General features: G+C 66.6%; 15 protein-coding genes. 9 read left to right on the top strand and 6 right to left on the bottom strand.

Annotation, left to right across the window (positions count from 1 at the left end; genetic code table 11):
* Positions 1-19: 19 nt before the first annotated feature.
* The 3 genes from ACODS2_RS06360 to ACODS2_RS06350 are packed head-to-tail and all read right to left on the bottom strand — an operon-like array spanning position 20 to position 1,663.
* Positions 20-907, bottom strand: a complete 888-nt coding sequence (locus ACODS2_RS06360; protein ID WP_488998054.1) for a pirin family protein — start codon at positions 905-907, stop codon at positions 20-22.
* Positions 908-930: 23 nt separating this feature from the next.
* Positions 931-1,383, bottom strand: coding sequence for an NUDIX hydrolase (locus ACODS2_RS06355; RefSeq protein ID WP_488998053.1), 453 nt, complete (start codon positions 1,381-1,383; stop codon positions 931-933).
* A 7-nt stretch (positions 1,384-1,390) separates the two neighbouring features.
* The gene (locus ACODS2_RS06350) at positions 1,391-1,663 is read right to left on the bottom strand and encodes a BolA family protein (RefSeq protein ID WP_298171275.1); all 273 of its coding nucleotides are present in this window, start codon (positions 1,661-1,663) and stop codon (positions 1,391-1,393) included.
* A 41-nt stretch (positions 1,664-1,704) separates the two neighbouring features.
* Here ACODS2_RS06350 and ACODS2_RS06345 point away from each other — a divergent pair, with 41 nt between their 5' ends.
* Together ACODS2_RS06345 and ACODS2_RS06340 are read left to right on the top strand one after the other, a co-directional pair.
* The gene (locus ACODS2_RS06345; protein WP_298171273.1) at positions 1,705-2,298 is read left to right on the top strand and encodes a J domain-containing protein; all 594 of its coding nucleotides are present in this window, start codon (positions 1,705-1,707) and stop codon (positions 2,296-2,298) included.
* 87 nt (positions 2,299-2,385) lie between these two features.
* Positions 2,386-4,380: an NAD(P)-binding protein gene (locus ACODS2_RS06340; protein ID WP_488998052.1), complete on the top strand. Its 1,995-nt coding sequence runs from the start codon at positions 2,386-2,388 to the stop codon at positions 4,378-4,380.
* A gap of 151 nt (positions 4,381-4,531) precedes the next feature.
* Here the strand turns inward: ACODS2_RS06340 and ACODS2_RS06335 are convergent, their stop codons facing one another.
* Positions 4,532-4,981, bottom strand: coding sequence for a hypothetical protein (locus ACODS2_RS06335; protein ID WP_488998051.1), 450 nt, complete (start codon positions 4,979-4,981; stop codon positions 4,532-4,534).
* Between the two features lie 141 nt (positions 4,982-5,122).
* Complete coding sequence (locus ACODS2_RS06330) at positions 5,123-6,742, bottom strand: phosphoenolpyruvate carboxykinase (RefSeq protein ID WP_488998050.1); 1,620 nt, start codon at positions 6,740-6,742, stop codon at positions 5,123-5,125.
* 390 nt (positions 6,743-7,132) lie between these two features.
* Between ACODS2_RS06330 and ACODS2_RS06325 the strand changes: the two genes are divergently transcribed.
* The 7 genes from ACODS2_RS06325 to ACODS2_RS06295 all read left to right on the top strand — a co-directional run bounded on the left by ACODS2_RS06325 (position 7,133) and on the right by ACODS2_RS06295 (position 12,599).
* Entirely contained in the window at positions 7,133-7,849 is a 717-nt protein-coding gene (locus ACODS2_RS06325) for a response regulator transcription factor (RefSeq protein ID WP_298172407.1), read from the top strand.
* A complete protein-coding gene (locus ACODS2_RS06320; RefSeq protein WP_488998049.1) occupies positions 7,818-9,422 on the top strand; it encodes a sensor histidine kinase in 1,605 nt (534 codons plus the stop codon). Before ACODS2_RS06325 ends, ACODS2_RS06320 begins: the two co-directional genes overlap by 32 nt.
* On the top strand, positions 9,419-9,847 hold the full coding sequence (locus ACODS2_RS06315; protein ID WP_488998048.1) for an HPr kinase/phosphorylase: 429 nt from the start codon (positions 9,419-9,421) through the stop codon (positions 9,845-9,847). Before ACODS2_RS06320 ends, ACODS2_RS06315 begins: the two co-directional genes overlap by 4 nt.
* Before the next feature lie 99 nt (positions 9,848-9,946).
* Complete coding sequence (gene rapZ, locus ACODS2_RS06310; RefSeq protein WP_488998047.1) at positions 9,947-10,876, top strand: RNase adapter RapZ; 930 nt, start codon at positions 9,947-9,949, stop codon at positions 10,874-10,876.
* Positions 10,877-11,069: 193 nt separating this feature from the next.
* The gene (locus tag ACODS2_RS06305) at positions 11,070-11,474 is read left to right on the top strand and encodes a PTS sugar transporter subunit IIA (protein WP_488998046.1); all 405 of its coding nucleotides are present in this window, start codon (positions 11,070-11,072) and stop codon (positions 11,472-11,474) included.
* A gap of 2 nt (positions 11,475-11,476) precedes the next feature.
* Complete coding sequence (locus ACODS2_RS06300; RefSeq protein ID WP_298172392.1) at positions 11,477-11,788, top strand: HPr family phosphocarrier protein; 312 nt, start codon at positions 11,477-11,479, stop codon at positions 11,786-11,788.
* 7 nt (positions 11,789-11,795) lie between these two features.
* Positions 11,796-12,599, top strand: a complete 804-nt coding sequence (locus ACODS2_RS06295; RefSeq protein ID WP_488998045.1) for a TrmH family RNA methyltransferase — start codon at positions 11,796-11,798, stop codon at positions 12,597-12,599.
* A 121-nt stretch (positions 12,600-12,720) separates the two neighbouring features.
* On the opposite strand, the gene ACODS2_RS06290 is transcribed toward ACODS2_RS06295, so the two are convergent.
* The gene (locus tag ACODS2_RS06290) at positions 12,721-13,494 is read right to left on the bottom strand and encodes a hypothetical protein (RefSeq protein WP_488998044.1); all 774 of its coding nucleotides are present in this window, start codon (positions 13,492-13,494) and stop codon (positions 12,721-12,723) included.
* Positions 13,495-13,499: the final 5 nt, after the last annotated feature.

The following is a 13,499-nucleotide window of genomic DNA, read 5'->3' as shown; positions in this document are numbered from 1 at the left end:
CTCCCTCTTGTTTTCTGATCTAAAGATTGGCGCGGGTGTTGGGCACTTTGGGCAGGGGGATGAACTCGTCCTCGTCCCCCGGCACTTTGGGAAAGCGCCCTTCGTCCCAATCATGCTTTGCCTGCGTGATCCGCTCGCGGCTCGAGCTCACGAAATTCCACCAGACATGGCGCTGTGTGGTAAAAGCCTCTCCGCCGAGCAGCATCACGCGTCCGCCGCCTTCGGAGGAGAGCTTCAGCGTCGCGCCCGGCGCCAGCACGGCAAGGCTGTAGAGCGCGAGCGGCACGCCATCGACGCTGGCTTCGCCGCCCACCAACATCACCGCGCGCTCGTCCGCCGCAGCATCGATGGGGATCGCGCCGCCGGGGGCGAAGAGAATCTCAGCATAGATCGTCTGGCTGTGCTGCGTGGTTGGCGCGGTCTTGCCCCAAAGCGTGCCCATGATCACCCGCGCGGTGGTGCAGCCGTCCTCGATCGGTGGCAGATCCGCCTGCTGCTCGAAGGCGGGGTCGATGTCCTCGCGCCCGTCGGGCAGCGCCAGCCAGGTCTGCATGCCATAGAGCGCCGGGCCGCCTTCTCGCTCCGATGCAGGGCTGCGCTCGGAATGAACGATGCCGCGCCCCGCCGTCATCAGGTTGACCTGCCCCGGGCGGATCGTGGCGTAGGTGCCGAGGCTGTCGCGGTGGTCGATCGCGCCGGCATACTTGCCCCCGAACAGCCAGGTGACGGTCGCAAGGTTGATATGCGGGTGCGGCCGCACATCCATCGCCGTGCCCGTGGGCAGCACGGCGGGGCCGAACTGGTCGACGAAGATGAATGGGCCGACCATCGTGCGCTCACGCGCGGGCAGCACGCGCCGCACTTGAAAGGCGCCCAGATCATGCGTCACCGGGGTCAGGGTTTGCATCACGGGCCCACCTGCGGTTTCACTCATGGCGATACCTCCGCCTGAAGCAGCTCAAGGATGTTCACCGGAAACACCGGTTCGTGCCATTGTGCCAGTTCGGCGGCGGCAAACCAGCGGAATTCCTTGATCAGTTCGCGTTCCAGCGCGGTGTGCCCGGCAGGATCGGGCGTGAAGCTGGTGGTGTGCACACGGAAGAAACGCTCGTCGGAGGTCACGGGCTCGCCCTCCAGCGTGATGAAATCATCGGTGCGCTGTGCGATCTCGGGGCCGCAGCTTTCCACGCTGAGCCCGGTCTCCTCGAACAGTTCGCGCACCGCCGCGGCGTGGAAATCCTCATCGGGATCGCACTCGCCGCCCACGCCGCACCAGAACGCGCGGCGCGTGGGCGGGGCAAAGCGGATCAGCAGCAGGCGATCGTGCTCGTCCATCAGCAGGATCCGCGCGGCCCTGCGGACGCGCCGCGGCGAACTACTCACCGCCTCATCACTCACCCGGTGCACGGGCCTTGATCGCAAGCGCATGCACCCGCTGACCGGGAATGTCGCCCAGCGCGGCATTGACCATGCGCTGGCGCATCACGCGCGAAACGCCGGTGAACTGCGCGCTGGTGATCTCCACGGTGAAGTGCGATTCGCCCGATCCGTCGTCGCCCATGTGGCCGCTGTGGCTGGCGCTGTCGTTGATCACGGCGAGGTGTTCGGGGGCGAGGGCTTCGGTGAGAAGCTGGGTGATTTCTTGGGCAAGGGGTCCGGTCATGGCTTCCATCTTGGCCGATCCATCTCCATGTGAAAAGCCGAATGAGACATGATCGCTTCCATGGCCGGGTGCAGGGCACCGGACGGCAATGCGCTGCCCCGGGTTGCAGCGAGCCGGGTGAGTTCCGCGCGCCCGGCGCTCGTGCGGCAGGAGCCGATGGTCCGGGCGACTATCGCTGGATGTGCCTGGAGCACGTGCGCCAGTTCAACGCGGGCTACGATTTCTTCAAGGGCATGACGCCGGAGGAAATCATGGCGGCGCAGTCTCCGCTGGCCGGCTGGGCGACCGAGACGCGCGCCTTCCGCCCTACCGCCGGGATCGATCAGGCCCCTCGCTGGAACGATTTTGCCGATCCGCTCGATGCCATCGCCCAGCGCGCCAAGGCGCGCCGCGAGGATGCGCTGCACCGGCAGGAAGCGGCGCGGCGCGGCATCGGGCCGGACGAGCGCAAGGCCTACGAAACCATGGGCCTCGGCTTCGATGCGGATCGCAAGGCACTGCGGGCGCGCTATTCGCAGCTTGTCCGCCGCTTCCACCCCGATCGCAATGGCGGCGACCGGGCCTATGAGGGCCGCCTTCAGGCGGTGGTCGAGGCCTATAACCTGCTGCGCGCCATGCCTGCCTTCAACGCCTGAGGTTCCCCTGAAATCGGGGGGAAGGCTGGACAAGCTCCCCTAGCGGCGCAAAGCTGCGCAGCAAGGGCCATGCAGGGGGCAAGCGACATGAAGAGCGAAGATCGGCAGCTGGGAATGGACCGCGCCATCAGCCGGCGCGATTTCGTGAACGGAGTTGCCGCTGGGGCGCTGGCCGCCGGCATTCCCGGCACATCGTTCGCCTCTGCCGCCCGCGCCAAGGCCGTCATGACGCCGGAGATCGATCCCAATCCCTATCCTCCCGCGCGGCAGGGCATGCGCGGCTCGCACGCCGGCACCTATGAGGCGGCGCACATGCTGCGCGATGGCACGCTCAAGCTGGCCGACGCCGAGGAAAGCGGCGAGGTCTATGACCTGATCGTGGTTGGCGGCGGCCTCTCTGGTTTGTCGGCTGCGCACTTCTTCCAGAAGCGTGTCGGCCCCGGCGCGAAAGTTCTGGTGCTCGACAACCACGACGATTTCGGCGGGCACGCCAAGCGCAACGAATTCACTGTGGGGGGCCGCCTGCTCGTCTGCAACGGCGGCACGCTCAACATCGAAAGCCCCAGCCGGTACGACAAGTGGTCGCGCGTGCTGCTCGATGACATCGGCGTCGATATCGCGCGCTACGAGCGGGACAACACGGCCAACGCGGGTCTCTACAAGTCGCTCGGCATGGGCCACGGCATGGTCTTCGATGCCGAGACCTTCGGCGGCAGGGACGTGGTCCTCGCCTTGGGCGGCGGCTGGCGCGGCGGTGCGATCGAGCCTGAGAAGCTGGAGAAGGCGCCCCTCGGCCCCAAGGCGCGCGCCGATCTCGCCCGCCTCTTCGCCAAGCCGCAGCCCGATTATCTGCCGGGCCTCGATCAGGCGGCGAAGAAGGACTGGCTCGCCCGCCATTCCTACAAGGAGTTCCTCACCGAGAAAGTCGGCGTCGATCCACAGGTCTACTGGCTGTTCCAGAACATCGGCATGGCGAGCTTCTGCGTCGGCGGCGATGCCGTGCCCGCGCTGTTTGCATGGGTGCAGGGCTACCCAGGCTTTTCCGGCATGGCGCTGGGCGAAGTGCCGGCGGACCTCTTCGCCGATCTCCCCGGCGGCCAGCACGGCCGCCAGCGCGAGGGCGAGAAGTCGATCCACTTCCCCGATGGCAACGCGACGCTGGCGCGGCTGCTGGTTTCCAGGCTGGTGCCCGAGGCGACGACGGCCCGCACGCAGGAGGACATGGGCACGGCCGTGATCGACTACAGTGCGCTCGACCTGCCCGGTACGCCCACCCGCATCCGCCTCTCCAGCGTCGTCCTCAATGTCGCGCATCGCGGCGATCCCGCTTCGGCGGGCGATGTGGCGGTGCACTATGCCAAGCAGGGCAAACTCGTCGAAGTGCGCGGCAAGGCCGTGATCATGGCCTGCTGGAACATGGCGATCCCCTACATGATGCCCGAACTGCCCGCCGCGCAGAAGGAGGCGCTGGCTTATGGGGTGAAAGGCCCGATGGTCTACACCAGCGTGGCGGTGACGAACTGGCGGCCCTTCGTGAAGCTGGGTGCTGCGAATTTCCATTGCCCGACGATGTTCCACCAGGAAGTCGGCCTTACCGAAGCGGTCAGCCTCGGCGACTTGAAGCACCCGCAATCGCCTGACGAGCCGGTGGTGCTCCACCTCGTCAAATATATGAACAAGCCCGGCCTGCCCCGCCGCGATCAGCACCGCGTCGGCCGCGCCGAACTGCTGGCGATGAGCTTCGAGACTTTCGAGCGCGAGACGCGGCGGCAATTGCAGCGCATGCTGGGGGCTGCGGGCTTCGATGCCGCGCGTGATATTGCCGGGATCACCGTGAACCGCTGGGGCCACGGCTATTCGTATACCTACAACTCGATCTACGATCCGGTGGATTGGGTTTACAGCGAGAGCCCGAACCGGCCCTGCGTGATCGGCCGTCAGCCGTTCGGCCTTGTCAGCATTGCCAACAGCGATGCGGCGGCGAGCCCGCACACCGATGCCGCAATCCAGGAAGCCCACCGCGCGGTGCAGGAAGTGATCGAGCGGCGGACTTATCCCTTCGTCCCGCGCCGGACGGCTTGAGGGTAGAAGGATTTTTCGCGCAGGGATCGCAGAGGCGCAAAGAGGGTGTGCCCGGCCGCAGGCCTTTCTTATCATCGCAGTGCAAAAGAGGAGAGCGGCCTTGCCGCAAAGCGCTGCACCTCCGCGCCTCTGCGATCTCTGCGCGAACCCTTTATTCCGAAACCGCCGCCAGATCCGGCTCCACCCATCCGCGCCGCGCTTCCACGCTGAACAGGCGCTCCTTCGAATAGAAGCACAGCGGCCACTGGCGGTCGCCGATCTCGCTTTCGAGCAGCGCGTTCACCGCGCCGACCAGCGATGTCCCCTCCGCCAGCGTATCCGCAAAGGCGCGCACGCCCTTGATGTAGAGCTGGGTCAGTGTCTCGTGATAGCCTGCGCTGTCGGTGTTCTCGCCGCCGACCGCCACGTTGTAGGCGCAGATGGTGCCGGGCAGGTCCTGCTCGGGCGCAAAGTCCGGCCGCTCGCGGATCAGCCACAGGCACGCAGCCAGATGCGCCTCGTGCGTCCACTCCGGCTTGGGCAAAGTGCGCGCGAGCAGCCCTTCGCCCACATGCCGCACCGCCGCATCATCGGCAAAAAGTCGGATCGAATGCGCGGCCATGGGTAAACACCTTTTAGAACGAGGAGCGCGCCCTTACCCCGCCGTCGTCGTTGCGACAGCAACGACTGGCCGACACCGGCACAAAAAAGAGGCCTCGCACGGGGCGAGGCCTCACGCCAGATAGGATTGTCGTCTTCTTGCTTATGCCGCAATCGGTGCCGCGTTGCGCACGCTTTCGTCGACATGGTCGGCGAACTGCGCGAAGTTGTCGATGAACTTGCGCACCAGCTCGGCCGCGGTGCGGTCATAGGCTTCGCCGTCGGCCCAGGCGCCGCGCGGATCGAGCAGGGCAGTGTCCACGCCCGGCACAGCCACCGGCACTTCGAAGCCGAAGTTGGGATCGATGCGGAAGTCGGCGCTGTTGAGGCTGCCGTCGAGCGCGGCGTTGAGCAGCGCGCGGGTCGCCTTGATCGGCATGCGCTTGATCCCCGGCATCGTGGCGAGGCCGCCCGACCAGCCGGTGTTGACCAGCCAGCACTTCACCCCGCCCTTGGCGATGCGCTCCTTGAGGAGGTTGCCGTAAATCGAGGGATGGCGCGGCATGAACGGTGCGCCGAAGCAGGTGCTGAACGTCGCTTCCGGCTCGGTCACGCCGATTTCGGTGCCGGCAACGCGCGCGGTGTAGCCCGAAAGGAAGTGGTACATCGCCTGATCGGGTGTCAGCCGCGCAATCGGGGGCAGCACGCCATAGGCATCGGCGGTGAGGAAGATGATGTTCGACGGGACCGGACCGAGGTTCTTCTCGCTCGTGTTCGGGATGAAATCGATCGGGTAGGACCCGCGGCTGTTCTCGGCGAGCGAGGCATCATCGAGATCGATCATGCGGGTTTCGGGATCGATCACGACGTTTTCGAGGATCGTGCCGAAGCGCTTGGTCGTCGCGAAGATTTCGGGCTCCGCTTCAGCCGAAAGGCGGATCATCTTGGCATAGCAGCCGCCTTCGAAGTTGAAGACTGCCGTGTCCGACCAGCCATGCTCGTCATCGCCGATGAGGGTGCGGCTGGCGTCCGCCGAAAGCGTGGTCTTGCCGGTGCCCGAAAGCCCGAAAAACACCGCCGTAGTGCCGTCAGCACCGATATTGGCCGAGCAGTGCATCGGCATGACACCCTGCACCGGCAGCAGATAGTTGAGAATGCCGAAGACCGACTTCTTCATCTCGCCCGCATAGGCAGTGCCGCCGATGAGGATGAGCTTCTCGGAGAGATTCACCGCAACCACCGTCTCGCTCCGGCAGCCGTGGCGCGCGGGATCGGCGCGGAAGCTCGGGATGTCGATGATCGTGTATTCCGGCGCAAAGCTCGCCAGCTCTTCCGCCGTCGGGCGCACCAGCAGGGTGCGGATGAACTGCGAATGCCACGCAAACTGCGTGATCACGCGCACCGAAACGCGATATTCGGGCTGCGAACCGCCGAACAAGTCTGCGACATAGGCCTTGTCGAGGCCGCCAAGCGCGGCAAGGAAATCGGCCTTGAGCACGGCGAACTGCTCGGGCGTCATGCTGACGTTGGTCTTGCCCCACCACACGGTGTCTTCGGTCTCCGCATCGCGGACGAAGAACTTGTCCTTCGCGCTGCGCCCGGTGTGCTTGCCGGTGGCGACGACGAACGGGCCATCTGCCGAAAGCACGCCTTCGCCATTGCGGATCGCATGCTCGACCAGCGGCGCGGTGCCGAGGTTGGCAAAGATCTGTGCCGGCTCGGGAAGGCCCTGTTCGGCCAGGCTCACGTTCAATGCGGTATCAGACACAGATCGGTCTCCCATGGCAGGTCTGCCAGTTGCCCGGGCCGGTTGGGGCTCCGGGCGAGGCAGGGCCCCGCGTTGCAATCACACCCAGATGCTTTCGTCCGCCGGCGAATCCGCTGCTGTTTTGCATACGAATGCGCTGAGTCCGTTTTGGCGCATAGCCACCCGGCCATGCTGCGTCAAATGCCCTCGCGGCAACCAAGTTTTTTGCGCAGCAAGTTGCACCGCGTACAACTGCCCCGCAAACCCGACCGGTTCCCGCACCGGTTGCCAGCCGCGAGGTGAACCGGTAATCGATTGGGCTCTGCCTCGCCGCCAGCCAGACCGGAAGCCGCCCTGTCCGACGCATCGCAATCTCCGGCTCCCTCCGCGCTCCGCGCGCCCGCGCGCAGCGGCGATGATCCCCGCGTGATCGCGCTAGTGGACGATGACCGGAACATTCTCACCACCGTCTCGATCGCGCTGCAGGCCGAAGGCTTTGCCACGCGCCTTTATTATGATGGTGCCGCCGCGCTGAAGGCATTGATCGAAAACCCGCCGGACCTGGCCATCTGCGATATCAAGATGCCGCGCATGGACGGGCTCGAACTGCTCAGCCGCCTGCGCGAGAAGAGCCAGCTTCCGGTCATCTTCCTTACCAGCAAGGATGCGGAAGGCGATGAGGCGCTCGGTCTTGCGATGGGGGCTGACGACTACATCGCCAAGCCGTTCAGCCAGCGCCTGCTGATCGCCCGCATCCGTGCGATCCTGCGCCGCTCCGAAATTGCCCGCAGCGATGCGGCGGGTCCGGCCGAGCCGGGCGAGGAGGCGCAGCCGTTGCCCGAGCCGATCCGCCGCGGCCGCCTCGTGATGGATCCGGCGCGCCATACGGTGACCTGGGATGACGCGGCGGTTTCGCTCACCGTCACCGAGTTCCTGATCCTCGAGGCGCTCGCGCTGCGCCCCGGCGTGGTCAAGACGCGCAACCAGCTGATGGACGCGGCCTACCACGACGACGTCTTCGTCGACGACCGCACCATCGACAGCCACATCAAACGGCTGCGGCGCAAGTTCCGCGCGGCAGACGCCGAATTTGCCGCCATCGAGACGCTCTATGGCGCCGGATACAGTTTTACCGATTCCTGATCTGGCGCCCGAGTCCGCCCGTGCGGGTCAGCGTCGCCGCACCTGGCGCGTGCGCGGTGTCTCGCTCACGGTGCGCATTCTCGCGGTCAACGGCATTGCGCTGGCGCTGCTGGCCGGCTCGTTCTTCTACCTCGACAGCTACCGCAAGCAGTTGCTCGCCGAACGCTTCAAGCTGGCGCGCGCCGAAGCGGAGATTGCCGCCACCGCGCTCACCGAAGCGCGTCCAGCCAAGGCCCGCGAAGTGCTTGCCGAAATCGGCACTGCGCAAAAGCTGCGCCTCACGCTGTATGACGCGAAAGGCGGCCTGATCGCGGACAGCTTCCGCCTTGCCCCGCCGCCCTTCGCCTTCGCCGATCCGGACAAGGAGGCCTGGTACACCACCGCCGCGCGGCTGCTCGATCGCGGCGTGGATTTCATCGTCGGCGCCCCTGTGATCGAGCGCTACCGCGAACCGCCCGAGACGGGCGCGGCCAACTGGCCGGAGATCGCGCGCGCCCGCACCGCACGGGCGACCGAGGTCTACTTGCGATACGCGCCCGATCGCACCCCGGTGATCACCGCGGCGACCCCGGTCGGGACGGATGGCGAGATGCTGCTCGCGCTGCGCAATGCGACCGATGTCACCCAATCGGTCCGCGATGCGCGCCAGTCGCTGGGGATCATTATCGGCGTCGCCTTCCTGCTCTCGATCCAGCTCTCGCTGTTTCTCGCGCGCACGATCGTCCAGCCGCTGCGGGCGCTGGTCCGCGCGGCGGTGCGCGTGCGGCTCGGGCGTGATCGCGCCGTGGTGGTGCCGCGCCTGCCCGAACGCGGCGACGAGATCGGCCTGCTTGCCCGCGCCTTTTCCGATATGACCACCGCGCTGCGCCAGCGCATCGATGCGGTCGAAAGCTTCGCCGCCGATGTCGCGCACGAGCTCAAGAACCCGCTGGCCTCGCTATCCAGCGCGCTCGAAACCATGGAGAAGGTGGACGACCCGGCGCTGCGCCAGCAATTGGCCGCAATTGCCGCGCACGATGTCCAGCGGATCGACCGGCTGATCACCGAAATCGCCGATGCCAGCCGCATCGATGCGCAATTGAGCCGCGCCACATTCGCCCCGCTCGATCTGGGGGGCCTGGCCGGAGATGTTGTCGGCGCACGCGGCGCGCGGCCTGATCGTGAGGCCTGCCCGATCCGTATGGTGCGCGGCGGCGGCACCGCGATGGTGCGCGGCGATGCCCTGCAGCTCGAACGTGTGCTTGAGAACCTGCTCGACAATGCGGTCTCTTTCTCCCCGCCCGGCGGCACCGTCGAAGTGGTCGTCTGGGGCAGCGAGGGCCGCGTCTTCCTCGCCGTCTGCGACGATGGCCCCGGCATTCCCCCGGCCGAGCGCGAGAAAGTGTTCGAGCGCTTCCATTCCGTGCGCCCCGCCAGCGAGGCTTTCGGCGCGCACAGCGGCCTTGGCCTCGCCATCGCGCGCACGATTGCCGAGGCGCACGAGGGCTCGCTCACCATCACCGACCGTCCCGGCGGCGAGCCCGGCGCGCAACTGGTGCTTGAATTGCCGATGGCCGGGGAGGACGAGGAGTGAAGCAGACGATCAAGCATCTGGCCACCTGCGTCGCCATCGAGGGCCGCGCGGTGCTGATCGAGGGACCGCCGGGTGCGGGCAAATCGAGCCTCGCGCTCGCGCTGATCGATCGCGGTGCGGTGCTGGTGGGGGATGATGGCGTCACGCTCGAACGCGATGGCGCGCGGCTGCTAGCCAGCCCGGTGCCCGAAACGGCCGGCCTGCTCGAGGTGCGCGGCCTTGGCCTCGTTACCATGCCCACCGCGCGCGGCGTGCCGGTCGCGCTGGTGATCGCGCTCGACCGCGAGGGCCCGCGCTTCATCGAGGTGGCCGAAGTCGTCACGCGCCACGGCGCGCTTATCCCCCAGGTCCGGCTCTGGCCTGACGGCCCTGTCCTCCATCTGCGCGCCGAACTGGCCCTGCGCACATTCGGCCTCGTCGATTGAGCCGGATGTCGCAAAGCGGAACAGAGCCGCGCGCTTACCCACGTCCGTTGCACCGATGCGGTCTTTCCTTCGCGCCTCGGCTGGCGCAAACCACCCGCCATGTCGGCTGAGTCGGAACCGGAACAAGCGCGGCAGCGCATCCTGCTCGTCACCGGCGTACTCGGCGCCGGCAAGACCACCGCGCTGCGCACGCTGGAGGACATGGGCTGGGAGGCCATCGACAACTTCCCGATCCGCTTGCTCGACCGTTTGCTGGAGACCGAGCCGGGTTCGGCGCAGCTGGATGCGGGTTCCCCGCTTGCGATCGGTTTCGATACGCGCACCCGCGGCTTCGATCCCGCCAGGACGATCGAGCGGGTCAAGCGGCTCACATCGCGCGGCGATCTTGCGCTCACCACGCTGTTTCTGGATTGCGGCGGGTCCGAGCTTGAACGCCGCTACAACGAAACCCGCCGCCGCCATCCGATGAGCGAGGACAAGCCCGCCGCCACCGGCATCGCCGCAGAGCGCGAACTGCTGGAGCCGCTGCGCCGCTGGGCGGACGTGGTGATCTCCACCACCGATTTTTCCACCAACGATCTGCAGCAGGCGATTCGCGACCAGTTCGGCAGCCATACGCCGCAGCGCACCACGCTCACCATCAGCAGCTTCGGCTTTTCGCGCGGCACGCCGCCGCTGGCGGACCTCGTGTTCGACATGCGCTTCCTCGCCAATCCGCATTGGGACGATGTCTTGCGGCCCATGTCCGGCAAGGATGCGCCGGTCGGCGATTATATCCGCCGCGATCCGGCATTTAGCGAGGCTTTCACGCGGATCCGCGATCTCCTGCTGCTGCTGCTCCCGCGCTTCCAGGCGCAGGGAAAGGCCTATGTGAACATCGCCTTCGGCTGCACCGGCGGGCGCCACCGTTCGGTGTTCATGGCCGAACAAATCGCTTCAGCCTTGCGCGAGGCGGGATTTTCTCCCACATTGCTGCATCGCAACCTGGGGTCGCGCGCTGCCGACATGGTCGAAGGCGCGCAGACGTGAAAACAAGAGACATCTGCCGTCCATCCGGGGAGACAGGCAGGGAACCGGGGGAATGGGCATGCACTGGAAGTTGGCGGGACCGATCGGGCATTCAGCCGGATGCGGCACCAGCCTCGACCGAAATTGCCCAGCCTGAACGCGGCACATCGCCGCGTCGCCCTTCGGAGCCACCCCCCCTTATGAACCGCCAAGCATGATCGGTCTCATCCTCGTCACCCACGGCGCCCTTGCCGATGAATTCATCCACGCGATGGAGCATGTCGTCGGACGCCAGCCCGATATCGTCGCGGTCTGCATCGGCCCCAACGACGATATGGAGCGCCGCCGCAAGGAAATCGCCGAGGCGATCCGCCGCGTGGATAGCGGTGAGGGCGTCATCGTGCTCACCGACCTGTTCGGCGGCACACCGTCCAACCTCGCGATCTCGCTGATGGAAGCGGGCAAGGTCGAAGTGATCGCGGGCATCAACCTGCCCATGCTGATCCGCCTCGCCAAGGCCCGCAATTCAATGGGCGTGCGCGAGGCGACCGCCGCGGCGCGCGATGCCGGGCGCAACTACATCACGATTGCATCCGAATTTCTGGGGCAGGACGCCTGAGCATGACTGACGACGCCGCTGCCAACTCATCTGATGTTACAACGGCGCGCGAAACGGTCCTCATCGTCAACCAGCGCGGCCTGCATGCGCGGGCGAGTGCAAAGTTCGTCAATGCCGTCGCGCGCCTGCCCGAAGGGGTGGAAGTCCTGGTGATCAAGGACGGGACCGAAGCGCAGGGCGGCTCGATCCTCGGCCTGATGATGCTGGGCGCGGCGAAAGGCGATTCGGTTGAGATCGTCGTGACCGGACCTGACGCGCAGGGCGTGCTGATGAAGGTCGCCGGGCTCGTCAAGGACGGCTTCGGCGAAGATTGAGCGGCTTGTGACCCGCCGTCAGATCACCGGGTTTTCCAACCCGACCATCAAGGCCGTCCGCGCCCTGCGCGAAAAGAAGCACCGCAAGCGCGAGGGCCGCTTCCTCGCCGAGGGGCTGCGCCTGCTGACCGATGCGCGCGAATGCGGCCGCCTGCCCGAACTGCTCATGATGGCCGAAGGGCGCGAAGGGCATCCCTTGCTCGATGCGCTGGAAACGGCGGTGGCGCGCGCGGGCGGCGATGTGATCGAAATGCCCGAGGACTTGCTGGCGAAGGTGACCGGCAAGGATAATCCGCAGGCGGTTGCGGGCGTATTCGCCGAATGGGACACCCGGCTCGAAGCGCTCGACCGCGCGCGGGCCCCGCTTTGGCTGGTGGCGCAGGCCATGCGCGATCCCGGCAACCTCGGCACGATGCTGCGCACGGCTGATGCGGTGGGCGCGGGCGGCGTGATCCTGCTCGACGATTGCGCCGATCCCTTCTCGGTCGAAGCCGTGCGCGCGAGCATGGGCGCAGTGTTCACCGTCCCGCTGGCGCAAGCGCGGTGGGAGGATTTCCAGAGCTGGCTGCGCGCCGGGCCGGGCCAGCTGGTCGCGGCGTCCTTGCGTGAGGCGGTGCCCTATCGCGGTGCGCCGTACACGGCGCCATGTTTCGTGTTGGTCGGCAACGAATCGCGCGGCCTGCCGGAAGAGTATGAGATGGCCTGCGATCTGCGCGTGACGATGCCGATGAAGGGCCGCGCCGACAGCCTCAATGCGGCGGTGGCAGCGGCGGTGCTGGCCTATGAGGTGCTGGCGGCGCTGGGCGAATAAGTGCCCTAAACCCATCTTCGTCATTCCCGCGCAGACGGCAATCCAGAGAATCCACAGCGCCCACGCCCCCTTCCCCGCCTTCGCGGGGATGACGAAGCGGAGGGGGTAGGACGGCGACCGTTCAATCGCCGCCGATGATTGCGTCAATGCGCCAGCCGTTTTTCCCGCGCGTAGCTTGTACGCGGTAGTCGATGATGCTTCTCAGTTTGGCGGTTTCGACAAAGGCGGTGCTCTTGCCATCGGGCAGCGTCACTTTGGCGAGGGGTTTGCCCGGTTCCGGATAGGTCTGGACCGCTACCAGCGCCCAATCGAGCGTGCCGATCACCGACGATGCCGAGCTTAGCTTGGCATAAGCCGGGACGCTGGGGCCAAGGACCAGCATGGCCGCATAAGGATCAACATCCTGCGGCGACCTCTCGAAAATCCAAGGCATGCTGGCGCTCTTGCCCTGTCCCTCCACCGGCGATGAACTGCAACCCAGCGGCAGAACCGCCGCAATCTCGTCCCACAGCCGGTATTCCTTGTTGGTCAGCCGCTTCTTCAACTCTGTGACGCCGTAGCCCCCGCCGAAATCGAGTTTCACAGCGGGATCAGCGAGCGCCGCCAGCGCCGCCGTATCGCGCTGTGCAACCGCCTGTTTCAGTTTCGCGCGAAAGTCCGTCCAGCCGGGCAGACCGGCGCAATCGTCGCGCGGCGGGTAGCTGGCGGCTTTGATCAATGGTGCGGCAGGTGAGGCTGCTGCAACTGGCGCTGCTGCAGAAGGGGCTGGAGCCGGGCTGGCCGGAGCACTCGCCGAAGATGAGGCTGAGGGGGCTTCGGTCGGCGCGGATTTCCCGCCGCAGCCGGCAAGGAGGGCCAGCGCGATCAGGCCCGGCGCTGCGTGTCTTGCCTTCATGGATG

Source organism: Novosphingobium sp. FG137, assembly GCF_057809735.1.
This window is presented reverse-complemented; position numbering and strand designations above follow the sequence as displayed.